Raw genomic sequence first — 23,473 nt, 5'->3', positions numbered from 1 at the left:
ACTGTGGGATCAGGCATCTTTGAGCGTCCAGGTGGGCCCGTCGGGGCCGTCCTCCACGGACACCCCGGCCGCCGTGAGGCGGGCGCGCACCTCGTCGGCGGTGGCGAAGTCGCGCTCGGCGCGGGCCGCGGTGCGCTGCGCGAGCAGCGCCTCGACCAGCGAGGTGAGCGCGGCGGACGCGGCGTCGTCGGCACCGGAGGCGGCGAGCCAGCGGGGGTCGAGGGGGTCGAGGCCGAGCACGCCGGTCATGGCGCGCACGGTCTCCGCCGCGGCGGTGGCGGCGGCGCGGTCGCCGGCGTCGAGCGCGGTGTTGCCCTCGCGGACCGCGCCGTGGACGGCGGCGAGCGCCCCGGGCGTGCCGAGGTCGTCGTCGAGCGCGGCGGCGAACGCGGCCGACGGCGTGCCGACGCCGGGCAGCCCGGCGCGCTCGCGGACGCGGTGCACGAAGGACTCGATGCGGCGGTAGGCCGCCACGGCCTCGTGCAGCGCGGTGTCGGAGAACTCGATCGCCGACCGGTAGTGCGGGCCGACGAGGTAGTAGCGCAGCTCGACGCCGCGGACCTGGCGCAGCAGGACGTCGATGCCGAGCGTGTTGCCCAGCGACTTCGACATCTTCTCCCCGCCCATCGTCACCCAGGCGTTGTGCAGCCAGTAGCGGGCGAACGGGTCACCGGCCGCGTGGCTCTGCGCGAGCTCGTTCTCGTGGTGGGGGAACACCAGGTCCAGGCCGCCGCCGTGGATGTCGAACTCCGGTCCGAGGTAGGTGGTGGCCATCGCGGAGCACTCGAGGTGCCAGCCGGGGCGGCCCGGGCCCCACGGCGTCGGCCAGCTCGGCTCACCGGGCTTGGCGGCCTTCCACAGGGCGAAGTCGACGGCGTCGCGCTTGCAGCCGGTCTCGGCCTCACCCTGCTCCACCTCGTCGACGCGCTGCCCGGACAGCGCGCCGTACTCGGGGAACGAGCGCACCGAGAAGTAGACGTCGCCGCCCGCGGCGTAGGCGTGCCCGCCGTCGATGAGGCGCTGCATCAGCTCGATCATCTGCGGCACGTGGCCGGTGGCGCGGGGCTCGATCGACGCCGGCAGGCAGCCCAGCGCGTCGTAGGCGGCCTGGAAGGCGCGCTCGTGCGTGGCCGCCCACTCCCACCAGGGGCGGCCGTTGTCGGCGGCCTTGGTGAGGATCTTGTCGTCGATGTCGGTGACGTTGCGGACGAGCGTGACGTCGAGCCCGGAGTGGGCGAGCCAGCGCCGCAGCACGTCGTAGTTGAGGCCGCTGCGCACGTGGCCGATGTGCGGCAGCCCCTGCACCGTGGCCCCGCAGACGTAGATCGACGCAGCCCCGGGACGCACGGGGACGAAGTCCCGCTGCTCTCGTGTGGCGGTGTCGAACAGGCGCAGGGTCACACCGTCCAGAGTACGGACCGCCTGCCGCGCCCCTCCTAGCAGGGGACATCCGCTTTGTCCACGACGGGGCGCGCGCGCTGCGTCACCCTGGCACCCATGACCGATCTCTACCCGCGCCTCGTCGTGGCCGGCGCCGACAAGGCCCTGGCCTTCTACACCGCCGCCTTCGGAGGGGAGGTGACCGAGCGCTTCACCGGGCCCGACGGCAACGTCGTGCACGCCATGGTGGTCGTGGACGGCGTGAAGTTCGCCGTCAAGGACGCCGACGAGTACGACCCCGCACCCACGGCGGGCGCCGTGCCGGTGATCGTCGCGCTGTACGTCGACGACCCCGACGCGGTGGCCGAGCGCATGACCGCGAACGGGGCGACCGTGGTGTTCCCCGTGGCCGACCAGGAGTACGGCGAGCGCGGGGGCCGGTTGGCCGACCCGTTCGGCCACCTGTGGATGGTGGCGCGCCCGATGGACTGACCCCGACACGGTCGCAGCGAGAGCCCGACTCGCGCGAGTCCGGCGCCGTCGGGGGCTAGGGCGTCGGCAGGAGGAGCGCGGTCGCGACGGCCGCGATGCCCTCGCCGCGGCCGGTGAGGCCCAGGCCGTCGGTGGTCGTCCCGGACACCGCGACCGGGCCACCGACGGCGTCGGAGAGGACCTGCTGCGCCTCGGCGCGCCGGGTGCCGATCTTCGGGGCGTTGCCGATCACCTGCACGGCCGCGTTCCCGACGGTCCACCCGGCGTCCTCCACGAGCCGGCGCACCTCGCTCAGCAGCGTCACCCCGCTCGCGCCCGACCACTCCGGGCGGCCGGTGCCGAACACCGCGCCGAGGTCGCCGAGCGCGGCGGCCGAGAGCAGGGCGTCGCAGAGCGCGTGGGCGGCCACGTCGCCGTCGGAGTGGCCGGCGCAGCCGTCGACACCGGGCCAGAGCAGCCCGGCGACCCAGCAGGGGCGCCCGGCCTCGACCGGGTGCACGTCGGTGCCGATGCCGACCCTCACGCCGGGCCCGCCAGCGCGCGCTCGGCGAGACCGCGGTCCCAGTCGTCGTGGACGGCGAACGCGAGCGGGTGTCCGGGCACGGTGTGCACGGTGCCACCCGCCCCGGTCCACGCCAGCACCGGATCGGGCAGCGCGGCGGCGATCACGGACGCCGCCAGGGCGCCGTCGAAGCCCTGGGGGGTCTGGACGACGCGCAGCGCGGCGCGGTCCGGCCCGCCGTGCAGCAGGCCGCGCTCGTCGGCCTCCTTGACGGTGTCGGCCAGCGGCAGCACGGGCACCACGGCCCGGTGCCCGGCCAGCACGGCGTCGACGACGGAGCGTGCCGTCGCCACCGGGACGAGGGGCCGCGCAGCGTCGTGGACGAGCACGCAGGAACCACCGGTGACCGGACCGTCACCATACGTGCCACCCGCTCGTTGACCGCCGTGTGCCCAGAGAGCAGTGACGGAGCCGTGCACGGCGACGGGCAGCCCAGCGCACGCGGCATCCACAGCGGACACCAGCCCGGCGTGCTCCACGGGGGAGAGCAGCGGCGTCGGCGCGACCAGCACGTCGACGTGCAGGATCCCCGGCACGGCCAGCACCGCCCGCACGGAGCGCACCACGAGGGGTGCGCTCCCGAGGGGGGTGAGGACGTCCGGGGACCCGGCGACGATCACGACCGCGTGGACGTGCACGCGGTGCGGGATCAGGCGCTGGCGGTGGCGAGGACCTCGTCGAGGAGGACCTCGGCGCGCTCCTCGTCGGTGCCCTCGGCCAGGGCGAGCTCGCTGACGAGGATCTGCCGGGCCTTGGCCAGCATGCGCTTCTCGCCCGCGGACAGCCCCCGGTCCTTCTCGCGGCGCCACAGGTCGCGGACGACCTCGGCCACCTTGTTGACGTCGCCCGACGCCAGCTTCTCGAGGTTCGCCTTGTACCGGCGCGACCAGTTGGTGGGCTCCTCGGTGTGCGGTGCGCGGAGCACCTCGAACACCTTGTCGAGACCCTCTTGCCCCACCACGTCACGAACGCCGACGACCTCGGCGTTCTCGGCGGGAACACGCACCGTGAGATCCCCCTGGGCCACCTTCAGGACGAGGTACTTGCGCTCCTCGCCCTTGATGGTCCGGGTTTCGATGGCCTCGATGAGAGCGGCACCGTGGTGCGGGTAGACAACGGTCTCTCCGACCTTGAAAACCATGTGTCCATAGCCCCTTTCGCTGCACCCAGGTTAACACGGCCGACCAGCACCCCGCCGCGTGGGCCGCGCTGTCGTCGCAGGTCAGGGGCTTGACAAGGAAGCGCAAACGTGGTGGGCACAGCCGCGTCCAGCGCGTCGTGATCCCGTGACTAGGCTGGAAGCCCTGGTCGCCGGTGCGCCCGGAGCGCGACGAATCCACGCCGGCGCGGAAAGGACGATGCCACCGTGAGCCGCACCGCGCGCACCCACCGCACCGCCGCGCCCCCGAGGTCCGGCCTGCTCGCCGGCGTGCTGGTCGGGGCCCTGGTCCTGACCGGCTGCGGTGCCGGCCAGATCGCCGGCACCGCCGAGCAGGTCGCCGCGGTCAACGGCAGCAACGCCGCGGTCGGCCCGATCGCCGTCCGCGACGCCGTCATCGTCTACGGCGAGCAGGCCGAGGGCGGCGCGGTCTACGCCCGCGGCGCCGACGCGCCGCTCAACCTCTTCGTCATCAACGAGGGTGAGGAGGCCGACAGGCTGGTCTCCGCGAGCAGCCCCTGGGCGAGCTCGGTGACGATCTCCGGCGTCACCGAGATCCCCGCGGGCCGCTCGATCGCCGTCGAGGGCGAGCCCGCCGCCGAGGCGCCGCCGGCCACCGGCACGCGCTCCCCGTCGGCCGCCCCCACGACCACCCCCGCGCCCGCCGGCGCCGGCCCCACCAGCGCCGCCCCCACCAGCGCGCCGTCGGGCGCGCCCGCGCCGCCCGAGTCGGGCGCCGAGGCCGAGGGCACGCAGATCGTGCTCACCGGCCTGCTCGACGACATCCGCGCCGGCGTCTCCTACGACGTCACGCTGGTCTTCGAGCGGGCGGGCGAGGTCACGATCAACGTGCCCGTCGGCGCCACCGAGGAGCCCCGCGAGGACGAGCCCGGCGCGTGACGCCGTGACCGGCCGCACCCGGGCCCCGCGCAGCACCTACCGCTGCTCGGAGTGCGGCCACCAGGCCGCGCAGTGGGTCGGCCGCTGCCCGTCCTGCCAGGCCTGGGGCTCGCTGGAGGCCGCCGCGGCGGCGCCCGCCGCGGCGCGCCCGCGCGTGGTCGCGGCCGGTGCGCCCAGCTCCCCCGCCCGGCGCATCGGCGACGTCGGGCTGGACGTCGCCCGCGCCCGGTCCACCGGCGTGTCCGAGCTCGACCGCGTGCTCGGCGGCGGCATCGTCCCGGGCGCGGTGGTGCTGCTAGCGGGCGAGCCCGGTGTCGGGAAGTCCACACTGCTCCTGGAGGTGGCCGCGAAGGCCACCGGGCGCGTGCTGTACGTCACGGGCGAGGAGTCCGCGGGCCAGGTGCGGCTGCGGGCCGAGCGCACCGGCGCCGTCCACGACGAGCTCTACCTGGCCGCGGAGTCCGACCTCGGCGCGATCGTCGCCCACATCGACGAGCTGCGGCCGGACCTGCTCGTCGTCGACTCCATCCAGACCATGTCGACCGCGGACGTCGACGGCTCGCCGGGCGGGGTCACGCAGACCCGCGCGGTCACCGTCGCCCTCACCGGGCTGGCGAAGGACCGCGGGCTGCCGGTGGTCCTCGTGGGACACGTCACGAAGGACGGCAGCATCGCCGGGCCGCGCGTGCTGGAGCACCTCGTCGACGTCGTCCTGTCGTTCGAGGGCGACAAGCACTCGACGCTGCGCATGGTCCGCGGCGTCAAGAACCGCTTCGGCCCCGCCGACGAGGTGGGCTGCTTCGAACTGCGCGACTCCGGGATCGTCGGCCTGCCCGACCCGTCGGGGCTGTTCCTGGCCCGCTTCGGCGGCCCCCCGGTGCCCGGCACGGCCGTCACGGTCGTCATGGACGGGCGGCGGCCGCTGCCCGCCGAGCTCCAGGCGCTCGTCACCGGCAAGGACATCCCGAGCCCGCGACGGGCGGTCAGCGGGCTCGACAACGCCCGCGTCGCGATGCTGCTCGCCGTGCTGGAGAAGCGCGCCGGGGTGCGGCTGCACGACGCGGAGGTCTACGCCGCGACCGTCGGCGGGATGCGGGTCACCGAGCCCGCCGCCGACCTCGCGATGGCCCTGGCGATCGCGTCGGCCCGCAGCGACGTCGCCCTGCCCGCCGACGTGGTCGTGCTGGGCGAGCTGGGGCTGGCGGGCGAGGTCCGGCGCGTCACCGGGCTCGACCGGCGCCTCGCCGAGGCCGCCCGGCTGGGCTTCACGCACGCGCTGGTGCCGCCGGACCCCGGCCCCGGGCCGCCCGGGATGAAGGTCACCGAGGTGCACGACCTGGCGTCGGTCGCGCGGATGTTCAAGTGACTCAGGGGCTGCGCAGGAACGGCGCGGGCTGGCTGATGACGTCGTCGACGCGGGTCAGCACCCGGTAGGCGCCGGCCGGCACCTCGGTGCGCGCCTGCGCGCAGCCCGGCGTCGACGTCCGCCCGGCCCAGCGCACGGCGAACGCGACCGGCTGACCGGGCACCAGCGTCCGCAGGTCCACCGTGGTCGGGTTGACGCAGTCGTTGCTCGACCACAGCCGGTCCGCGCCGTCGCCGCTCCAGACGACGATCTCCTGGCGGGCGCCGTCGAGGTCGCGCACGCACGGCTGCTCGCTGATGTTGACGACGACCAGCCGCAGCGTCGGGCGCTCCCCGACGCGGTGCTCGGGCTCGTCGATCTCCGCGGCGACCGAGATCATGTCGTTGGTGCACGGCACCGGCCCGGTCGGCGGCACGGGCACCGGGGGCGGCACCGGCACGGGCGCGCGGGGCGTGTCGTCGGGGAGCACGATCTCCGACGTGGTCGCCGAGACCTCGGACGTCGTCGCGTCCGGCGTGGCCCCACCCGGCGTCGGCCCGCCCGTGGCATCCTCCGCGGTGGCGTCCCCGGTGACCGACGGACCCGCCCCCGGCGACGACGCGGGCGCCGGGGACGGGTCGGCCTGCTGGGGAGCGGTCATGGCGGCCCGGCCCGGCTGGGCCGTGGCGGTGGTGGCCGGCGGGGCCAGGAGCGCGGCGACGGTCCAGGCGACGGCGAGGAGCGCGGCGACCGTCGACAGGATCGCCACGAACCGCCGCCTCCAGTAGACCGAGGCGGGAAGCGGACCGACCGGCTCCCACATGTGACGGAGCGTATCCGAATAGTTACCACGAGTTGCGGACGTCCGCGCGTCGGCGCGTCGGAGACGAGCCGGGTCCACCCGTCCGGCGGACCGACTTGCCGCCGGTGGGCCGAGCACGGTTGACTCATGGCGTGATGCGCATGCTGCTCGAGGCCTTCTGGCCCAGCCGGCGCATCATCGAGTTCGACGGGTTCTGTCCTCCGGCCGCGTAGCGCGACCGACACCCGATCCCCCTCCGCCCGGTCGCCGCGTGGCCGCTCCCTGCCCGCACACCCCTTCCGCAGACCACGGAGAACACCCATGTCCGTCACGGACGACCTGCTCGCCCACAACGCCACCTACGCCGAGACCTTCCAGGGCCCGCTGCCGCTGCCCCCGGCCAAGGGCGTCGCCGTCCTCGCCTGCATGGACGCCCGCCTGAACGTCTACGGGATCCTCGGGCTCAACGAGGGCGAGGCGCACGTCATCCGCAACGCGGGCGGCGTCGTCACCGACGACGAGATCCGCTCGCTCGCCATCTCCCAGCGCCTGCTCGGCACCCGGGAGATCATCCTCATCCACCACACGGACTGCGGGATGCTCACCTTCACCGACGACGCCTTCAAGCGCTCCATCCAGGACGAGACGGGCATCAAGCCCGAGTGGGCCGCCGAGGCGTTCCCCGACCTCGACGAGGACGTCCGCCAGTCGGTCCGGCGCATCACGTCCAGCCCGTTCGTCCCGCACACCGACCAGGTGCGCGGGTTCGTCTTCGACGTCGCGACCGGGAAGCTGAACGAGGTGGCCTGACGGCCCTGTGAGCGGGAACCACGGCCAGGGCCGCGGTTCCCGCTCACGACCTCCGTGGCACGATCGAACGGTGCTGGACGGACTGGTGCTCGACTGGTTCCGCGCGCACGCCCGCGACCTCCCGTGGCGCCGCCCCGGCACCACCCCGTGGGGCGTCCTGGTCAGCGAGTTCATGCTCCAGCAGACGCCCGTGGCCCGCGTCGAGCCGATCTGGCTCGACTGGATGACGCGCTGGCCCACACCGTCGGCCTTCGCCGCCGCGTCCCGCGCCGACGTGCTGCGCGCCTGGGGCAAGCTCGGCTACCCCCGGCGCGCGCTGCGCCTGCACGCGGCCGCTGCCGTGATCGCCACCGAGCACGGCGACGCCGTCCCGTCCGATGTGGACGCGCTGGAGGCGCTGCCCGGCGTCGGCTCCTACACCGCGCGCGCCGTGCTCGCCTTCGGCTACGGCCGCCGGGCGCCCGTCGTCGACACCAACGTGCGCCGGGTCGTCGCCCGGGCGGTGCACGGCGCCGGTGACGCCGGGCCCGCCCGCACCCGCGCCGACCTCGCCGACGTCGACGCCCTGCTCCCCGACGACGACGCCACCGCCGCGGTGGTCTCGGCCGGGCTCATGGAGCTCGGCGCCGTCGTCTGCACGGCCCGCGCGCCCCGCTGCGGCGACTGCCCCGTCATCGCGGTGTGCGCGTGGCAGGCGGCCGGCCGCCCCGCCTACGACGGCCCGCGCAAGCCGGCGCAGGGGTTCGCCGGCACCGACCGCCAGGTCCGCGGCCGGCTGCTCGACGTGCTCCGCGCGGCCACCGACCCGGTCGAGCGGGCCGCGCTCGACGCCGCCTGGTCCGACGCCGCCCAGCGCGACCGCTGCCTGCACTCCCTGCTCGTCGACGGCCTCGCCGAGCAGCACGACGACGGCCGGTTCGCCCTCCCGGCGTGAGATAGGTTCCGCCGCGTGCAGCGCGTGCGGTTCCGGCTCGACGACGCCGCGGCGGCCGCGCTGCGGGCCCTGCGCGCCGCCGTCGGGGGGCCCGACGACGAGCCGGCGATCACCGTCGCCGCGGCGTCGGTGGTCCCGCCGCCCGCGCGGGCCGCGCTGGAGACCGAGCTGCGGCTGCTGGTGCTCCCGTCGATCTGGCTCGCCACGCTGGGCACCGTCGCGGGGCGGCCCGACGAGCTCGTGCTCGCCGCCGTCGTCGACGCCGAGCTGCTCGCCGTGCACGCCGCCGTCCACGACGCGCTGGCCGGGCGCGTCAAGGCGCCGGTGGCGGCCTACCTGCCGGGAGCGTGGCTCCCGCACTGCGTGCTCGCCGCGCAGGCGCCGGCGGCGGCGTTCGCCGCGCTGCACCCGGTGGAGCCGGTGCGGGCGCGGGTGGTCGGCGTCGAGGTCAGCTGAGCCGGGCCAGGAACGCCTCGACCGCCGCCCGGTAGGCCTCCGGTGCGGCCCGGTGCACCAGGTGACCCGAGCCGGGCACGCGGACGTGCGTGGCGCCGGGCAGCCGCCGGGCCATCTCCGCCATCTGCCCGGGCGGGGCCACCGACTCCTCCGCCTCGAGCAGCAGCACCGGACAGCGCACGGCGTCGAGCAGCGGCCAGAAAGCGGTGCGCGCCCACTCCCCGGCGATCTCCGCGGCGTCGGCGGCCGAGGTGCGCAGGTGCAGGCCGTCGGCGCGGCGCTCGACGCACTCGGCCATGTAGTCGCCGAACTCCGGGCGCGGCCACCCGAACGCCTCGCGCACCGCCTCGGGGGACGCGAACGGCTGGGGCACCGCGCCGAACCAGGCGCGGGCGGCCTCGGCGTCGCGGCCGACGAAGTCGACCCCCATGTCCTCGACGACGAGCGCGCGCACGAGGTCGGGGCGGGCGGCGGCCAGCGCGAGGCCGTGCAGGCCGCCCATCGAGTGCCCGACGACGACGCCGGGCCCGTCGAGGACCGGTGCGAGGTCGGCGGCCATCGCCTCGACCGTCCACGGCCCGTGCGCGGGCGAGTCCCCGTGGCCGCGCGCGTCGACGGCCAGCACCCGGCCGTGCGCGGTGAGCCAGCGCGCCACCGGCGCCCAGGTCGCGGCGCACCCCATCAGCCCGTGCAGCAGCAGGACCGGCTCCCCGCTGCCGCCGAACTCCGTGACGGCCAGCCCGCTGCCGTCGCCCGTGGTCCGCACGCGGGCCATGATGGCGGTAGCGACGACGGGAGGCACGGTGCCGGACGCGGGGACGCACACGGGGACCATCGACGAGGCGGAGCGCGAGGCACGGCTCGTGGCGGCGGAGGAGCAGGCCGAGGAGCTGTTCGCCGAGGTGGAGCGGCGCGGGCTGATCGCGGCGGGCGAGCGCGAGTCGGTCGTCAGCAACCGGGTCCGCGACCTGGCCGCCGAGCTGTTCGGCGTCGAGAAGCACTGGCACAAGCGGGTGGTGCGCGCCGGCCCGAACACCCTCGAGCCCTACCGGCAGAACCCGCCGGACCGCGTGATCGAGGCCGACGACATCGTGTTCGTCGACCTCGGGCCGGTCTTCGCCGAGTGGGAGGCCGACGTCGGCCGCACGTTCGTGCTGGGCGACGACCCGGTGAAGCTCCGGCTGCAGGCCGACCTGCCGCGCATCTGGGCCGACGCCCGCGCCCACTTCGAGGCCACCCCCGACATCAGCGGCGCCGAGCTGTACGCGCACGTCTGCGGGCTGGCGCAGGCGGCGGGCTGGGACTTCGGCGGGCCGCACGCGGGGCACCTGGTCGGGGAGTTCCCGCACGAGCTCCTCGACGGCGAGCGCATCGAGTCCTACATCGCGCCGGAGAGCACGAAGCCGATGCGCCGCCCCGACGTCGGAGGCAGGCGCAGCCACTGGATCCTGGAGGTGCACCTCGTCGACCGGGAGCGGCGGATCGGCGGGTTCCGGGAGCAGCTGCTCACGCTGCGCTGACGCGGCGCCGGGTCGCCCGCCGCACGCGCACCGCGTACAGCAGCGCCGACCCGGCGAACAGCACGCCGGTGACGCCGAGCCAGCGGCCGAGGTAGACGTCGGTGGTGAACCCCGTCGCGCCGGTGAAGGCGTCCTCGCGCCCGCCCAGGATGAGCGGGAACCACACGAGCAGCAGCAGGCCGGAGAACGCGACCGGCACGCGCAGGTGGTTGATCCACGCGACGCCCGACGCCGCGGGGAGCGGGCGGGCGCGGCGCAGCAGGCGGCCCTGCGCGGCGGAGTCGGCCAGGGCGTAGACGGGCAGGAACGCGACGTCGTGCAGCACCGCGGCGCCGACGAACCAGGTCGCGATCGCGAGCCACGGCGCCCCCTCGGCCAGCACCCGGCTGGCCGCGTACCCGGCCAGGCCGAGCGCGGCCAGGTGCAGCAGCAGGTGCAGCGGGCGCTCGCCGTAGAACCGCCGGAACGCGGTCATGCCGCCACCACCGTCAGGCGGCCGACCCACTTGGTCGCGTGCACGCCCGGCGCCGCCGGGACGATCGTGCGCGCGGGGAAGCCGTGGTCGAGCGAGAGGTCCTCGCCGCCGACCGACAGCGCCAGCAGCGAGCGCTCCGCCTGCGACTGCCCGACGCTCAGGCTCACCCGCCCGAACGCCCCGCCCGCCTGGAACGACTCGACGAGCAGCCGGTCGCGGTCGGTGCCGCCCGCGAGGCGGACGAGGTCGGCCAGCCGCACGCCGGTCCAGGACCGCGAGACCGACCAGCCCTCGACGCAGGCGATGGGCAGCTCGTAGGTGTGCTGCGGCAGGGCGAGCAGGTCGGCGCGGGTGAACCGGCGCGTCCCCGACGGGCCCGCGAGCTCCAGGCGCCAGGCGTCGGCCAGCGCCTGCGTGACGCCCGCCGTCGCCGCGGTCTTGTTCACCGGGAAGGCGTTGGCCCCCTCCCCGAGGTCGCGGTCGTGCGGGGCGAACAGGGCGGTGCGGCGCAGCGGGCCGTCGAGCGTCTGTCCGATGTAGAGCCCGAACAGCGTGGCCGAGGCGGCGCCGACGAACATCGCGGCGCCGCGGCGCGAGACCGTCGGCGGGGCGGGGTCGGCCGACACCAGGCCGCCCGGCTCGTAGGGCTCGGGCCGGGTGTCGGCGGTGCGGGTGCGCGCGATCCCGGCGGGGCGATCGCGCAGCGAGCGCAGCATCGTCGGGAGCTTGAGCACCACGTGCGCGACGAACGCGCCGAGGAACACCCAGGCCCCGTAGAAGTGCGCGGTGTAGAAGGAGAACGGGAAGACGTAGAAGACCTGGATGTTGAGGATCCCGGTCACGAACTCGAACACGATCCCGCCGACGAGCAGCAGCAGCGTCGCGCGCTCCAGGGCGTGGCCGAGCGAGCGCACCGGCGGCAGCTCGAACAGCCTCGGGATCACCGACCACAGCTTGGCCAGCACCACCGGCACCAGCGCGATGCCCAGCGCGACGTGCGCGCCCTGCGTCAGCCGGTAGAGCCAGGGCGGGTCGGTCGGCCAGTCGAACAGGTAGGCGCCCAGCAGCGCGCGGCCCGGCGTGGCGTCGTTGCCCGGCAGGTCCGGCTCGTAGGCGGCGTAGGACAGCAGGCCGGTGACGACCAGCACGGTCACGCCCACCAGCAGCACCAGCCCGAGCGCCGCCGTCAGCCAGGGGCCGCGCAGCGGGCTGCGCCAGTGCGGGAGCGTCCCGGTCCGCACGCGATCGAGGGTCATGGGAGCAGTGATAGCCCTCCGGAGCACCCCGGAACGGCCCGGTCACCGTTCCGTAAGCCGGGACCACCCGGGCGGCTAACCTGGACGGCATGTCCGTCGTGAAGATCAACGCCATCGAGGTCCCCGAGGGCGCAGGCCCCGAGCTGGAGAAGCGCTTCGCCAACCGGCTGCACGCGGTCGACGGCCAGCCGGGCTTCGAGTCCTTCGAGCTGCTGCGCCCCGTCGCGGGCGAGACGCGCTACTTCGTGGTCACGCACTGGGCCGACGAGGAGTCGTTCCAGGCCTGGATGACGGGCTCGGCCATGGAGGCGCACTCGGGCGAGCGGGCGCGGCCGGTCGGCACGGGCTCGTCGGTGCTCGAGTTCGAGGTCGTGCAGCGCTCGGTCGCCTCGTCCTGAGCCCCGTCCTGGCCGCCGACCTCGACCGCGCCGCCGACCTGCTCCGCGGGGCGGGGGCGCTGCTGGTGTGCGCCGGCGCGGGCATGGGGGTCGACTCCGGCCTGCCCGACTTCCGCGGGCCGGAGGGCTTCTGGAGCGCCTACCCGCCCTACCGCGCGCTGGGGCTGCGCTTCGCCGAGATCGCCGACCCCGTGCACTTCGTCGACGACCCGGAGCTGGCGTGGGGCTTCTACGGCCACCGCCTGGGGCTCTACCGCGCCACGGTGCCGCACGCGGGCTTCGCGGTGCTGCGCGCCTGGGCCGCGGAGCGCCCGACGCGCGTGTTCACCTCCAACGTCGACGGCCAGTTCCAGCGCGCCGGGATGACCGGCGTCGCGGAGTGCCACGGGTCGATCCACCACCTGCAGTGCACGCTCGACTGCGGGCAGCCGGTGTGGCCGGCCGACGGCGTCGAGGTGGTCGTCGACCGGGCCACGATGCGCGCGGTGCCGCCGCTGCCGCGCTGCCCGGCGTGCGGGGCGCTCGCCCGGCCCAACATCCTCATGTTCGGCGACGTCGAGTGGGACCCGGCGCGCTCCGGGTCCCAGATGACCGCGCACCGCGCCTGGCTGCGCGAGCACCGGTCCGACCTGGCCGTTGTCGAGCTCGGGGCGGGCACGGGAATCCCGACGGTGCGCCGTGAGGCCGAGCTCGCGTCGGCCGCCACCGGGGCGCTGGTCCGGATCAACCCGCGCGAGCCCGAGGTGCGCCACGGCCGCGGGGTCGGGCTCGCCGCCCCCGCCGCCGCCACCCTCACGGCGCTGGACGCCGTCCTGCACGACCGCTGAGCAGCTCCGCCACCGCGGGGTGCCCGGTGTGGCCGGCCCACTGCTCCGGGGTGGCGTCGAACCGCCCGTCGCGGGCGTCGGGGTCGGCGCCCAGCTCCAGCAGCAGCCGGGCCAGCGCCACGTCGCCGGTCGCGGCGGCGTGGTGCAGCGCGGTCTCCCAGCCGCCCTCGGCCGGTACGTCCGTGCGGGCGCGGGCGGACACGTCCCAGCCCAGCTCGACGGCCAGCCGCAGCGCCGCCGGCCCCGCCACGACGGCCGCCCACGCCACCAGCCCGGGCCGCCGGGCCCGAGCCCGGGCCACGGCGTCCGGTCCGAGCCGCTGCGCCGCGTCGCGGTCGGCGGCGAGGACCGCGGCGAGCACCTGCTCCTCCTCGTCGAGCGGGACCCGCGCGCCGAGCCCGGCCAGCAGCTCGGCCACCGCGGTCCGCCCGCTGGTCAGCGCGACGGCGTAGGGCGGGCGCCGCGGCACGCCGTAGCGGCCGGGCAGCGGTGCGGTCAGGTCGACGCCGTGGCGGGCGAGCAGCGCCACCCGGTGCGCGAACCCGCTCGTCACCGCCCAGGACATCTGCTGGCGCAGCAGGTCGACCGGGCTGTCGAGGGTCGCGCCGAGCCGGCGGCGCCACGGCCCGCCGTCGCCGCGGCCGAGCCCGGCGGCGAGGAGCAGCTCGAGGTGGTCGTCGGCCGGGGTGAACTGGCGGTTGTAGAGCGTCTGGGAGTCGTTGGGGTCGGCACCGGCGTCGAGCAGGACCCGGGCGAGCGCGTGCTGGTGCGGGTGCGGCGGCTGGCCGCCCTCGCCACCCCCGAACGCGCCGGTGAGCAACGTGAACGGCGACGGCAGGCCGTGCCAGAGGTACCCGGTGTCGGGGTCGGCCCCGTGGTCGAGCAGCAGGCGGGCGGTGGCGGTGACGGCGTCCGCGGACGGGGCGGGATCGGGCCGGGCGAAGGCGAGGTAGGCGATCGGGGGCCAGCGGTGCGGGCCGCCCTCGCGCGTCGCCAGTGCCGGGTCGGCGTCGAGCAGGCGCGCCACCTCGTCGGCGTCGGCGCGGGCCGCGGCCACCCACACGTCGCCGCGGGTGATCTCCGGGTGGTCGGCGAGCACGGCGGGCGCCGACCGCTGCAGCGGGCCGTCGTCGCCGCCGAAGGCGAGGCTGACGCGGCGCAGGTACTCCGTGGCCGGGTCGTCGGAGACCGGTGCCCGGTCGGGTGCGCGCAGGTGCTCGCGGACGACGCCGACGTGGCGCGCCAGCGCGGGCCAGCCGCCGAACCCGTACAGCCGGGCCAGCGCGAGCTGGGCGGCGTGCAGGGGCCATCCGGTGCGGTCGGCGGGGACGCCGTCGGGGTGGTGCTCGGCGGCGAGCGCCAGCGCGCGCTCCGTGCCGTCGCGCACGCCGCGCTGCAGGTCGCGGGCCTGCTTGCGGAGCTGATCGAGGTCGGGGTCGTCGGGCAGGGGGACGGTCGGCATCGCGACCTCCTCCACGGGCCCGTCGGGCTCTGCCCTGCCCGCGGACCGGTGGCGCACGGGACGCGCCGGCGCCCACCGTAGCGACCGGCGCGGGTCGGAGGAAGGAGCGCGGGGGGAACCGCTGCCGCGGCCGCGCCGTTGCGCGGGCATGAGGACCTCGTTCGTCGACCGCTTCCCGGCGGTGCTCCTGCTGGCCTGGCGCCCGCACCTGGCGGCGCTGCTGCTGGCGGCGGCGACCGGCGCCGCGGGGGCGGGGCTGGTGCGCCCGTCGCGCCGGCCGGTGCGGGGCCGTGCGGCCGCGGGCGTCCTCGCGCTGGCCGTCGCCCTGCCCGCCGCGCTGCACCGGCGGCCCGCGCCGCGTCGGGCCCCGGCGGCGTCGGACCTGGTGGTGCTGGTCCTCAACGTGTGGCACGGGCGCGCCGATCCCGCGGAGCTCGCCGCGCTCGTGCGGCGCGAGCGCCCCGACCTCGTCGTGCTGCCCGAGGCCGCGCAGCCCTACCGCGACCGGGTGCTGCCGCTCGTCGAGGGGCTGGGCTACCGCGGCACGTCGTCGCTCGGGCCGGGGCGGCGCGACGGGTGGGGCGTCACGGTCCTCGCGGGGCCGCGGGCGGCCGACGTCGTCATGGAGCCGGGGCACGCGCTGCGGCTGGCGCACGTCCGCGTCACCGGGGAGCTCCTCGGCGACCGGGCGTTGTACGCCGTGCACGCCACCGCCCCGGGCCGCCTGGGCGTCGTGCACGACTGGCGCCGGGACCTGCGCGCGGCCGCGGCGTGGACGGCCGCGGGCGCGATCGTCGCGGGCGACCTGAACGCGACGGTGGACCACCGCCTGCTCCGGGCGATCGGGCCCAGTGCGGGCCCGACCGGCGCGGGCACGTGGCCGGCCCGGCTGCCGCGCTGGGCGGGCATCCGGATCGACCACGTGCTGCTGCCGCCGGGCGTGGAGGCGTCGGCGGCGTCGGTGCACGACGTCGCGGGCAGCGACCACCGGGCGGTGCTCGCCCGGCTGCACCTGGGCTAGCCCGACCTAGTCGGGGATCTCCGTCTGCTCCTGCACCACGACGCCGAACAGGTCGGCGACCGCCGCGAGGCTGCTGGCCTGCAGCGCCGCCGCGGGCACCGCCGTGCCGTCGACGCCGGGCAGCGCGCGCGTCGCCGTCGCCGCCGCCACGACCGACGGGCTGTGGCCGAGGCTGAACGCGCCGCGGGCCGTCGAGTTGATGCACATGTGCGTCATGAACCCGGCGAGCACGAGGTTGCTGCCGGGGGCGAGCCGGTCGTTCAGGTCGGTGGCCGTGAACGAGTTCGGGTAGTTCTTGACGATCACGGCCTCGCCCTCGCGGGGCGCCACGCGGTCGATGATCGCGCCGATCTCCGCGCGCACGTCGTAGGGCGATCCCTCGCCGGAGTCGTGCTGGATGTGGATGATCGGGATGCCCGCGGACCGGGCGCGGTCGAGCAGCGCGGCGGCCTCGTCGACGGCGGCCTGCACGCCCTCCAGCTCCATGACGCCGCGGGTGTAGGTGTTCTGCAGGTCGACCATGACGAGCGTCGACCGGGACAGGCTCGCCGGGACCGAGGGCAGCCCGGACAGGGTGCGCAGGGTCGTGGGGTCGGACATCGTCGTCCTCTCGTTCGGGGGTACGACAAGGGCCCGGACCGGACGGCCCGGGCCCTCGTCACATCGTCACACGCCGTCCAGCTCGCGGGACTCCTCGTCGGTGAACAACCGCGAGCGGATCAGGAACCGGACGCCCTCGGGCGCCTCGACCGAGAACCCGCTGCCGCGCCCGGGCACCACGTCGACGGTGAGGTGGGTGTGCTTCCAGTACGCGTACTGCGACTCCGACATGTGGAACCCGATCGGCCGCTCCAGCCCCTCGACGACGAGGTCGCCGAGGTGGACGTCGGATCCGCCCAGCCGGAAGTCGCCGTCCGGATAGCACATCGGGGCGCTCCCGTCGCAGCACCCGCCGGACTGGTGGAACATCAGCGGCCCGTGGACCGCCGTCAGCCGGACCAGCAGCTCGGCCGCCGCCGGGGCCAGGGCCACCCGCTCCATCAGAAGAAGCCCTGGGCGTTCTGCGAGTAGCTGACCAGCAGGTTCTTCGTGTTCTGGTAGTGGTCCAGCATCATCTTGTGGTTCTCGCGACCCACGCCGGACTGCTTGTAGCCGCCGAACGCCGAGTGCGCGGGGTAGGCGTGGTAGTTGTTCACCCAGACCCGGCCGGCCTGGATGTCGCGGCCCGCGCGGTACGCCGTGCTGCCGTCGCGCGACCACACCGCCGCGCCGAGGCCGTACAGCGTGTCGTTCGCGGTCCGGATGGCGTCGTCGTAGTCGGAGAAGCGCGCGACCGACACGACCGGCCCGAAGATCTCCTCCTGGAAGACGCGCATCGAGTTGTCGCCCTCGAAGACCGTCGGCTGGACGTAGTAGCCGCCCGAGAGGTCGCCGCCGAGGTCGGCGCGCTCGCCGCCGGTGAGGAGCTTGGCGCCCTCCTGCCGGCCGATGTCGATGTAGGAGAGGATCTTCTCGAGCTGGTCGTTCGAGGCCTGCGCGCCGATCATCGTGTCGGTGTCGAGCGGGTTCCCCTGCTTGATCTGCTCGGTGCGCTTGACCGCGTCCTGGAGGAAGTCGGTGTAGATGCCGCCCTGGATCAGCGCGCGCGAGGGGCAGGTGCAGACCTCGCCCTGGTTGAGGGCGAACATCGCGAAGCCCTCGAGGCACTTGTCGTAGAAGCCGTCGTTCTGCGACGCGATGTCGTCGAAGAAGACGTTGGGGCTCTTGCCGCCCAGCTCCAGCGTCACCGGGATCAGGTTCTCCGACGCGTACTGCATGATCAGCCGGCCGGTGGTGGTCTCCCCGGTGAAGGCGATCTTGCGGATGCGCCTGTTGGAGGCCAGCGGCTTGCCGGCCTCCACGCCGAAGCCGTTGACGATGTTCAGCACGCCCGCGGGCAGCAGGTCCGCGATCAGCTCGTTGAGCACGTGGATCGACGCCGGGGTCTGCTCGGCGGGCTTGAGGACGACGCAGTTGCCCGCGGCGAGCGCGGGGGCCAGCTTCCAGATCGCCATGAGGATCGGGAAGTTCCACGGGATGATCTGCCCGACGACGCCCAGCGGCTCGTGGAAGTGGTACGCGACGGTGTCCTGGTCGATCTGCGAGATGCCGCCCTCCTGCGCGCGGATCGCACCGGCGAAGTAGCGCAGGTGGTCGATCGCGAGCGGGATGTCGGCGGCCAGGGTCTCGCGGCAGGCCTTGCCGTTCTCCCAGCTCTCCGCGATGGCGATCAGCTCGAGGTTGGCCTCGATGCGGTCGGCCATCGCGTTGAGGATGTTCGCGCGCTCGGTGACCGACGTCCTCCCCCACGCGTCGGCCGCGCCCCAGGCGGCGTCGAGGGCGAGCTCGACGTCCTCGTGGGTGCTGCGGGCGACCTCGGTGAAGACCTGCCCGGTGATCGGCGTCGGGTTCTCGAAGTACTGCCCCTGCACGGGCACGACGTACTCGCCGCCGATGAAGTTCTCGTAGCGGGACTTGAAGCTGACGACACTGCCCTCGGTGCCCGGGGCCGCGTACTGGGTCATCTGGTCCTCCACGTCGTCGTGAGACTGGTGTGGCGGACGCTAGGAAGGCGGGGGTTGCAACCGGGTTGCACGCAGATGCGGGCGTGTGGACCTGACCCAACCGCCAGTGCGATCCTGACCCAGGGTTGCCTTGGTTGGTGGCCCGGCGGACCATGAGGGCCGTGACGGTCGTCGACCACTCCCGGCACGCCCGCGCTCTCGCCCGGGCGCGCGAGGCGGTGCTCGCCGGCGACCGCGCCGCCACACCGCCGCGCGAGCTCGTCTCCGAGTCCTGGCGGCGCTCGCTCGCCGCGCGGATCGACCCCGAGGACGGGGTGCCGCGGCACGTCTACTCGCGCGACGAGGTCGGCGGCATCCGCGGCGGGCACCCGCTGGCGGCGGTGCTCCCCGTGCTGCGCGACACGCTCGTCTCGATCGCCGACGAGGCGATGCACATGATGATCGTGACCGACGCCCAGGGGCACATCCTGTGGCGCGAGGGCCAGCGCGACGTGCTGCACCGCGCCGAGCACGTCGGGCTCGTCGAGGGGACGCGGTGGACCGAGGACAGCGTCGGCACCAACGCCATGGGCACCGCGCTGGCCGCTGACCGCGCGGTGCAGATCCACTCGGCCGAGCACCTGGTGCGGGCGTACCACAGCTGGACCTGCGCGGCCTGCCCCGTGCACGACCCCGACACCGGCGAGGTGATCGGCGCCGTCGACGTCACGGGGCCGGCGCGGACGTTCCACCCGACCACGCTCGCGCTCGTCGTCGCGGCGGCGCGGCTCGCGGAGAGCCACCTGGCCGCGCAGCTCGCCGTGCGCAACGAGCGCCTGCTCGCCCGCAACCTCACCCACCTCGTCGGCCTGCGCGACGAGCCCGGCGCGCTGCTCACCCCGAGCGGCCGCGTCCTGGCCGCGCAGCCCCACGGCTGGCTGCCGTCGCGGGTGGCGCTGCCCGCCGTCGGCGACCGCGTGGCGCTCGGCGAGGCCGGCGAGGGCGTGCTGGAGCAGCTCGCCGAGGGCTGGCTGATGCGGCTGCACCGCAGCGGGTCGACCCCGCGGCCGGTGCTGTCGCTGCCCTTCCTCGGGGCGTCGCGCGCGCTGGCCTGCCTCGACGGCGGGCACGTGCGGCTGACGCTGCGCCACGCGGAGGTGCTGACGCTGCTCGCCCTGCACCCCGACGGCCTCACCGCCGACGAGCTCGCCACCGCGCTGCACGGCGACGCGGGCAAGGCCGTCACCGTGCGCGCGGAGGTGCACCGCCTGCGGGTCGCGCTCGGCGCGGGGATCCTGCGCACCCAGCCCTACCGGCTGCGGGCGCGGGTCGACGCCGACTTCGTCGACGTCCGGTCGGCGCTGGCCGCGGGTGACGTCCGCGGCGCCGCGCGGGCCTACCGCGGCCCCCTGCTCCCCCGCTCGGAGGCGCCGGGCGTGCGGGAGGAGCGGGAGCTGCTGGCCGTGGCCCTGCGGCGGGCGGTGCTCGACAGCCGGGACGTCGACGCGATGTGGGCCCTGTCGGAGACCGTCGACGGCGGCGACGACGCGGAGCTCTCGCAGCGCCTGCTGCGGGCCCTGCCCCCGCGCGACCCCCGCCGCCCCGTCCTCACCGCGCGCCTGACGATCACCGCCCCCTGACCCGCAGCGAGACCCCGACACGGTCGCCACGAGACCCCGACTCGCGGGGTTTCCCGGCCCCAGCCCGCCCCCAGCGCGCGAGTCGGGCTCTCGTTGCGCGCGAGTCGGGCTCTCGTTGCGCGTGAGTCGCGGTCAGTCCGCCAGGTGGGCCAGCGCCCGGGCCCAGAACGGGACCACCACCAGGTGCCCCACCCCCGGCACCACCTCCAGCTCCGCCGACGGCAGCGCCTTCGCCCACCACGTCCCGTGCTCCGGGCCCACCGCGGCGTCGGCCGCGCCGTAGCCCAGCAGCACCGGCGCCCGCACGTCGGCGGGGTCGAAGCCCCAGGGCGCGAGCGTGTAGCCGCCCACCTCGGCCGCGATCCCCGCCGCCCCCGGCCGCAGCGCCTCCTCCACCATCGCCCGCACCCGGTCGGCGACGCCGGGGCCGGCCAGCACGGCCGCGTCCACCTCCGCGTCGACGACGAGCGAGAGCCGCGCGTCACCCGTCACATGTTCGAGCGTCGGTCCGAACGCACCGTCGAGCGCGGCGCGGGCGTCGGCCTCCGGCAGCCCGCGCATCGGGTCGATCAGCGCCGCCTGCTCGCCGTACCAGGGCACCTCCTCGTCGGGCGCCGGCGTGGCCACCACCGCGACCCGCCCCACCAGCTCCGGCCGGTGCGCCGCCACCGCGAGCACCACGCGCCCGCCGGCCGACCATCCCGCGAGCCCGGCCGTGGCGCCGGCAGGCAGCACCTCGTCGAGCACGGCGGCGGCGTCGGCGGCGGCCGCGTCGACGGTCAGCAGCCCGGGCACCGGGTCCGAGCCGCCGTAGCCCGGGCGGTCGGGCGCGATCAGCCGGACGCCCGCGGCGGCGGTCGCGGCCGGGTCGGGGTCGAACGCGCCGGAACCGGGAGCGGCGTGGGAGAGCAGGACGACGGGCGCGCCGGCCGGGGCGTCGGGGGTGAGCTCGTGGACCGCGACGCGGCGGCCGCCGGGACGCTGCAGGTGCCAGATGGTCATGGAACCAGCATGGACGGGGGTCGGTGACACCGTGGTGTCACCGATTCTGGGGCATCCTCGACGACGTGAACCGCACCGAGCGCCTGTACGCGATCGCCGAGGAGCTGCGCGCCGCCGGGCCCGCCGGTCGGACGGGGTCGTGGCTGGCGCAGCGCCTGGAGGTCTCGACGCGGACGATCAAGCGGGACGTCGACGCGCTGCTGCAGGCCGGGCTGCCGCTGTGGACGCAGAGCGGCCCGGGCGGCGGCTACGTCCTCGACGGGGCCACCCTGCCGCCGCTCAACCTCACCGGCGCCGAGGCCGCCGCGATCGCCGTGGCGCTGGCCGCGCTGCCCGCGCTCCCGTTCGCCGCCGACGGGCGCAGCGCGCTCAGCAAGGTGCTCGCCGCGATGCCCGACGCCGAACTGGCCCGGGCGGAGTCGATCGCGGCCCGGTTGTGGCTGCGCGTCCCCGAGCAGGCGCCGCGCCCGGCCGTCGCCCGCGTCCTCGACGAGGCGGTGCGGCGCCGGCTCGTCACCGTCCTGCGCTTCGCCGACCGGAACGGGACCGTCACCGAGCGGGCCGTCGAGCCGGCGGCGCTCGCCGCGACCGGCGGGCACTGGCACCTGCTGGCGTGGTGCCGGCTGCGGCAGGGGCCGCGCTGGTTCCGCACCGACCGCATCCTCGCCGCCCACCTGACGTCCGAGCCCGCGCCGGAGCACGACCCGGCGACGGTCTTCGGCACCCCGCCCGACGACGCGCGCCCGGTGCGGCTGCGGTGATCGGCCGCGCTTCAGCGCACGAGCAGGTCGGCCAGCTCGACGGGCCGGCTGAGCGCGAGCAGGTGCCCGCCGGGAAGCTCCTCCACCGGCACGCCGAGCCGCTCGCCCACCACCCGCTGCTGGAACTCCAGGGGGAAGAACCGGTCGTCGCGGCCCTGGAGGAAGCGGGTGGGCACGTCGGGCCAGGCGTCGAGCGGCCACGGCAGCGCGAACGGCGTGCCCGACTGCTGCGGCGCGCCCCGGCGCAGCGCCTCCGCGGAGACGTCGTCGGGCACGTCGTGGAAGAACGCGTCGAGCAGGTCGGGGTCGTCCTCCAGGCGGCGCCCGTCGCGCTCGGCCTGCGCGATCCGGGCCTGCTCGAAGCCGGTGTTCTCCCACCACTCGTCGGGCGTCTCCCCGGGCCGGGGTGTCATGGCGTTGAGCAGCACGAGCCCGGCGGCGTCGAGGCGCTCGCACGTCAGGGCCGCGGTCAGCGCCCCCATCGACTGCCCGACCACGACCGGCGCCGGGTGCCCGGCGGCCGCGGCCACCACGACGTCGACGTACTCGGCGAGACCGGCCGACTCGTCGGCGGCCGGGAGGTCGACGGCGACCGCGGTGTGCCCGCGCCGCTCCAGCTCGGGCACCAGCCGGTGCCAGTACCACGCCTCGCCGCCCGCCCCGGGGACCAGCACGAAGACCGTCATCGGGACCTCCTTCAGCGCGCCGGCGAGCCGGGGTGCTCGTCGAGCTGGTCGGGGATGCCGTCGTCGTCGCTGTCGAGCAGCAGCGGGTCGGGCACCCCGGCCCGCACGGCCTCCAGCTGCGCGGCCAGCGCCATGCCGGCCAGCAGCGCGATGCCCGTGATGTTGGCCCAGATCAGCAGGGCCATGATCGCCGTCAGGGGACCGTAGGTCTCGCCGAACCCGGCCGCGGCCACGACGTAGAGCGCGAGCAGGCCCGACCCCATCAGCCACGCCAGCACCGTGACCCCGGCGCCGACGGCGAGCCAGGTCAGGCCCGGCTGCTTGCGGCGCGGGGCCTGGCGGAACAGCACGGTGACGGCGACGACGAGCGCGGCCAGCCCGACCGGCCAGCGCACGACGTCCCACACGGTCTCCGCGGCGTCGCCCCAGTGGTAGACCTCCTCGAGCGCCTCCCCGAACGGCTCCCCCGCCACGATCAGCAGCAGCCCGAGGGCCATCGCCACCCCCGCCGTGGCGGTGAGCAGCGCGGCGTGGCCGTACTTGCGCAGGGCGGGGCGGTCGCGCTTCGTGCCGTAGATCCGGTTGGCCCCGCGCTCGAGCTGGGCGAACGCCGACGTGGCCGCGGCGAAGGCGGTGACCAGGCCGAGCGCCACGACGACCTCGCCGCGCTCGCTGCCCTCGTCGCCCCCGCCGCCCTCGACGACCTGGGTCAGCAGGGCGTCGCTGGTGCCCGGGGAGAGCGCGACGACGGTGCGCGCGACGACCTCGGCGATCGACTCCGCGCCCAGTGCCGTGGCCAGGCCCGCGCCGGCGATCACCAGCGGCACGGCGGCCAGCGCGAGCTGCAGCGCGAACGCGCGGGCGTGGCTGAAGCCGTCGCCGTAGCGGAATCGCAGGAAGGCGCCCTGCACGAGGTGCGCCGGCCCGAAGCTCCGGACGGTGTGCCAGGCGTCGTCGGCCGAGAGCTCCTCGCCCGACATCAGCTCCGTCTCGGGGACGGCGCGCACGGAACTCACCGGGCGAATCTAGCGCGACACACCGA

Annotated in this window: 27 protein-coding genes; 12 read left to right on the top strand and 15 right to left on the bottom strand. The window is 75.9% G+C overall.

The genetic code is table 11. The annotated features are described in order from the left end of the window. Positions 1-9 precede the first annotated feature (9 nt). Positions 10-1,401, bottom strand: a complete 1,392-nt coding sequence (gene cysS, locus HOP40_RS09725) for a cysteine--tRNA ligase (protein ID WP_172156860.1) — start codon at positions 1,399-1,401, stop codon at positions 10-12. A 96-nt stretch (positions 1,402-1,497) separates the two neighbouring features. On the opposite strand from cysS, the gene HOP40_RS09720 reads away from it, so the two are divergent. Then, positions 1,498-1,872, top strand: a complete 375-nt coding sequence (locus tag HOP40_RS09720) for a VOC family protein (RefSeq protein WP_172156858.1) — start codon at positions 1,498-1,500, stop codon at positions 1,870-1,872. A 55-nt stretch (positions 1,873-1,927) separates the two neighbouring features. Here HOP40_RS09720 and ispF read toward each other — a convergent pair whose 3' ends face one another. The 3 genes from ispF to HOP40_RS09705 are packed head-to-tail and all read right to left on the bottom strand — an operon-like array spanning position 1,928 to position 3,575. Continuing rightward, the gene (gene ispF, locus HOP40_RS09715) at positions 1,928-2,395 is read right to left on the bottom strand and encodes a 2-C-methyl-D-erythritol 2,4-cyclodiphosphate synthase (protein ID WP_172156856.1); all 468 of its coding nucleotides are present in this window, start codon (positions 2,393-2,395) and stop codon (positions 1,928-1,930) included. After that, the gene (locus tag HOP40_RS09710) at positions 2,392-3,072 is read right to left on the bottom strand and encodes an IspD/TarI family cytidylyltransferase (RefSeq protein ID WP_240157603.1); all 681 of its coding nucleotides are present in this window, start codon (positions 3,070-3,072) and stop codon (positions 2,392-2,394) included. Before HOP40_RS09710 ends, ispF begins: the two co-directional genes overlap by 4 nt. A gap of 11 nt (positions 3,073-3,083) precedes the next feature. Continuing rightward, positions 3,084-3,575 carry a CarD family transcriptional regulator gene (locus HOP40_RS09705; protein ID WP_172156854.1) on the bottom strand — a complete coding sequence of 164 codons (492 nt, stop codon included), beginning with the start codon at positions 3,573-3,575 and terminating at the stop codon, positions 3,084-3,086. A 225-nt stretch (positions 3,576-3,800) separates the two neighbouring features. Between HOP40_RS09705 and HOP40_RS09700 the strand changes: the two genes are divergently transcribed. Both HOP40_RS09700 and radA read left to right on the top strand, forming a co-directional pair. Then, positions 3,801-4,493, top strand: a complete 693-nt coding sequence (locus HOP40_RS09700; RefSeq protein ID WP_172156852.1) for a copper chaperone PCu(A)C domain-containing protein — start codon at positions 3,801-3,803, stop codon at positions 4,491-4,493. Between the two features lie 4 nt (positions 4,494-4,497). Beyond that, positions 4,498-5,859 (top strand): DNA repair protein RadA, encoded by a 1,362-nt coding sequence (gene radA, locus HOP40_RS09695; protein WP_172156850.1) that lies wholly within the window; start codon positions 4,498-4,500, stop codon positions 5,857-5,859. A 1-nt stretch (position 5,860) separates the two neighbouring features. Here radA and HOP40_RS09690 read toward each other — a convergent pair whose 3' ends face one another. After that, entirely contained in the window at positions 5,861-6,661 is an 801-nt protein-coding gene (locus HOP40_RS09690) for a hypothetical protein (RefSeq protein WP_172156848.1), read from the bottom strand. Between the two features lie 300 nt (positions 6,662-6,961). Between HOP40_RS09690 and HOP40_RS09685 the strand changes: the two genes are divergently transcribed. The 3 genes from HOP40_RS09685 (at position 6,962) to HOP40_RS09675 (ending at position 8,840) form a co-directional block, all read left to right on the top strand. Then, complete coding sequence (locus HOP40_RS09685) at positions 6,962-7,450, top strand: beta-class carbonic anhydrase (protein ID WP_172156842.1); 489 nt, start codon at positions 6,962-6,964, stop codon at positions 7,448-7,450. 70 nt (positions 7,451-7,520) lie between these two features. Next, a complete protein-coding gene (locus HOP40_RS09680) occupies positions 7,521-8,384 on the top strand; it encodes an HhH-GPD family protein (RefSeq protein ID WP_240157602.1) in 864 nt (287 codons plus the stop codon). Between the two features lie 15 nt (positions 8,385-8,399). Then, complete coding sequence (locus tag HOP40_RS09675) at positions 8,400-8,840, top strand: 2'-5' RNA ligase family protein (protein WP_172156840.1); 441 nt, start codon at positions 8,400-8,402, stop codon at positions 8,838-8,840. Here the strand turns inward: HOP40_RS09675 and HOP40_RS09670 are convergent. Beyond that, positions 8,833-9,606, bottom strand: a complete 774-nt coding sequence (locus tag HOP40_RS09670) for an alpha/beta fold hydrolase (protein ID WP_275691344.1) — start codon at positions 9,604-9,606, stop codon at positions 8,833-8,835. The two genes, HOP40_RS09675 and HOP40_RS09670, sit on opposite strands and share 8 nt — an antisense overlap. Before the next feature lie 37 nt (positions 9,607-9,643). Here HOP40_RS09670 and HOP40_RS09665 point away from each other — a divergent pair, with 37 nt between their 5' ends. Next, positions 9,644-10,360 (top strand): M24 family metallopeptidase, encoded by a 717-nt coding sequence (locus HOP40_RS09665; RefSeq protein ID WP_240157601.1) that lies wholly within the window; start codon positions 9,644-9,646, stop codon positions 10,358-10,360. Here the strand turns inward: HOP40_RS09665 and HOP40_RS09660 are convergent. Together HOP40_RS09660 and HOP40_RS09655 are read right to left on the bottom strand one after the other, a co-directional pair. Then, positions 10,347-10,835: a hypothetical protein gene (locus HOP40_RS09660; protein WP_172156834.1), complete on the bottom strand. Its 489-nt coding sequence runs from the start codon at positions 10,833-10,835 to the stop codon at positions 10,347-10,349. The two genes, HOP40_RS09665 and HOP40_RS09660, sit on opposite strands and share 14 nt — an antisense overlap. Beyond that, complete coding sequence (locus tag HOP40_RS09655) at positions 10,832-12,091, bottom strand: molybdopterin-dependent oxidoreductase (RefSeq protein ID WP_172156832.1); 1,260 nt, start codon at positions 12,089-12,091, stop codon at positions 10,832-10,834. Before HOP40_RS09655 ends, HOP40_RS09660 begins: the two co-directional genes overlap by 4 nt. An 89-nt stretch (positions 12,092-12,180) precedes the next feature. On the opposite strand from HOP40_RS09655, the gene HOP40_RS09650 reads away from it, so the two are divergent. Both HOP40_RS09650 and HOP40_RS09645 read left to right on the top strand, forming a co-directional pair. Continuing rightward, positions 12,181-12,489: an antibiotic biosynthesis monooxygenase family protein gene (locus HOP40_RS09650; RefSeq protein ID WP_172156830.1), complete on the top strand. Its 309-nt coding sequence runs from the start codon at positions 12,181-12,183 to the stop codon at positions 12,487-12,489. A gap of 83 nt (positions 12,490-12,572) precedes the next feature. Further along, complete coding sequence (locus HOP40_RS09645) at positions 12,573-13,316, top strand: SIR2 family NAD-dependent protein deacylase (protein ID WP_172156828.1); 744 nt, start codon at positions 12,573-12,575, stop codon at positions 13,314-13,316. On the opposite strand, the gene HOP40_RS09640 is transcribed toward HOP40_RS09645, so the two are convergent. Further along, positions 13,282-14,778 (bottom strand): ankyrin repeat domain-containing protein, encoded by a 1,497-nt coding sequence (locus HOP40_RS09640; protein WP_172156826.1) that lies wholly within the window; start codon positions 14,776-14,778, stop codon positions 13,282-13,284. The two genes, HOP40_RS09645 and HOP40_RS09640, sit on opposite strands and share 35 nt — an antisense overlap. A 148-nt stretch (positions 14,779-14,926) precedes the next feature. Between HOP40_RS09640 and HOP40_RS09635 the strand changes: the two genes are divergently transcribed. Beyond that, positions 14,927-15,799 (top strand): endonuclease/exonuclease/phosphatase family protein, encoded by an 873-nt coding sequence (locus HOP40_RS09635; RefSeq protein WP_172156824.1) that lies wholly within the window; start codon positions 14,927-14,929, stop codon positions 15,797-15,799. 6 nt (positions 15,800-15,805) lie between these two features. On the opposite strand, the gene HOP40_RS09630 is transcribed toward HOP40_RS09635, so the two are convergent. The 3 genes from HOP40_RS09630 to exaC form a co-directional block, all read right to left on the bottom strand. Beyond that, positions 15,806-16,399, bottom strand: coding sequence for a cysteine hydrolase family protein (locus HOP40_RS09630; RefSeq protein WP_172156822.1), 594 nt, complete (start codon positions 16,397-16,399; stop codon positions 15,806-15,808). Between the two features lie 66 nt (positions 16,400-16,465). Further along, positions 16,466-16,840, bottom strand: a complete 375-nt coding sequence (locus HOP40_RS09625) for a DUF779 domain-containing protein (RefSeq protein ID WP_172156821.1) — start codon at positions 16,838-16,840, stop codon at positions 16,466-16,468. Then, the gene (gene exaC / locus HOP40_RS09620) at positions 16,840-18,363 is read right to left on the bottom strand and encodes an acetaldehyde dehydrogenase ExaC (RefSeq protein ID WP_172156820.1); all 1,524 of its coding nucleotides are present in this window, start codon (positions 18,361-18,363) and stop codon (positions 16,840-16,842) included. The genes HOP40_RS09625 and exaC overlap by 1 nt, the downstream gene beginning before the upstream one ends. Positions 18,364-18,515: 152 nt before the next feature. Between exaC and HOP40_RS09615 the strand changes: the two genes are divergently transcribed. Continuing rightward, on the top strand, positions 18,516-19,982 hold the full coding sequence (locus tag HOP40_RS09615; RefSeq protein ID WP_172156819.1) for a GAF domain-containing protein: 1,467 nt from the start codon (positions 18,516-18,518) through the stop codon (positions 19,980-19,982). 132 nt (positions 19,983-20,114) lie between these two features. Here HOP40_RS09615 and HOP40_RS09610 read toward each other — a convergent pair whose 3' ends face one another. Further along, the gene (locus HOP40_RS09610) at positions 20,115-20,984 is read right to left on the bottom strand and encodes an alpha/beta fold hydrolase (protein WP_172156811.1); all 870 of its coding nucleotides are present in this window, start codon (positions 20,982-20,984) and stop codon (positions 20,115-20,117) included. A gap of 65 nt (positions 20,985-21,049) precedes the next feature. Between HOP40_RS09610 and HOP40_RS09605 the strand changes: the two genes are divergently transcribed. Continuing rightward, positions 21,050-21,745 (top strand): helix-turn-helix transcriptional regulator, encoded by a 696-nt coding sequence (locus tag HOP40_RS09605; protein ID WP_172156809.1) that lies wholly within the window; start codon positions 21,050-21,052, stop codon positions 21,743-21,745. Positions 21,746-21,756: 11 nt separating this feature from the next. Here HOP40_RS09605 and HOP40_RS09600 read toward each other — a convergent pair whose 3' ends face one another. Beyond that, a complete protein-coding gene (locus HOP40_RS09600; RefSeq protein ID WP_172156807.1) occupies positions 21,757-22,431 on the bottom strand; it encodes an alpha/beta fold hydrolase in 675 nt (224 codons plus the stop codon). An 11-nt stretch (positions 22,432-22,442) separates the two neighbouring features. Next, positions 22,443-23,447: a YihY/virulence factor BrkB family protein gene (locus tag HOP40_RS09595; protein ID WP_205347139.1), complete on the bottom strand. Its 1,005-nt coding sequence runs from the start codon at positions 23,445-23,447 to the stop codon at positions 22,443-22,445. Positions 23,448-23,473: the final 26 nt, after the last annotated feature.

The sequence above is a fragment of the Pseudonocardia broussonetiae genome, assembly GCF_013155125.1.
GTDB classification, from domain to species: domain Bacteria; phylum Actinomycetota; class Actinomycetes; order Mycobacteriales; family Pseudonocardiaceae; genus Pseudonocardia; species Pseudonocardia broussonetiae.
Note: the sequence above shows the minus strand (reverse complement) of the source record. Positions and strands in the feature narration are given on the sequence as shown.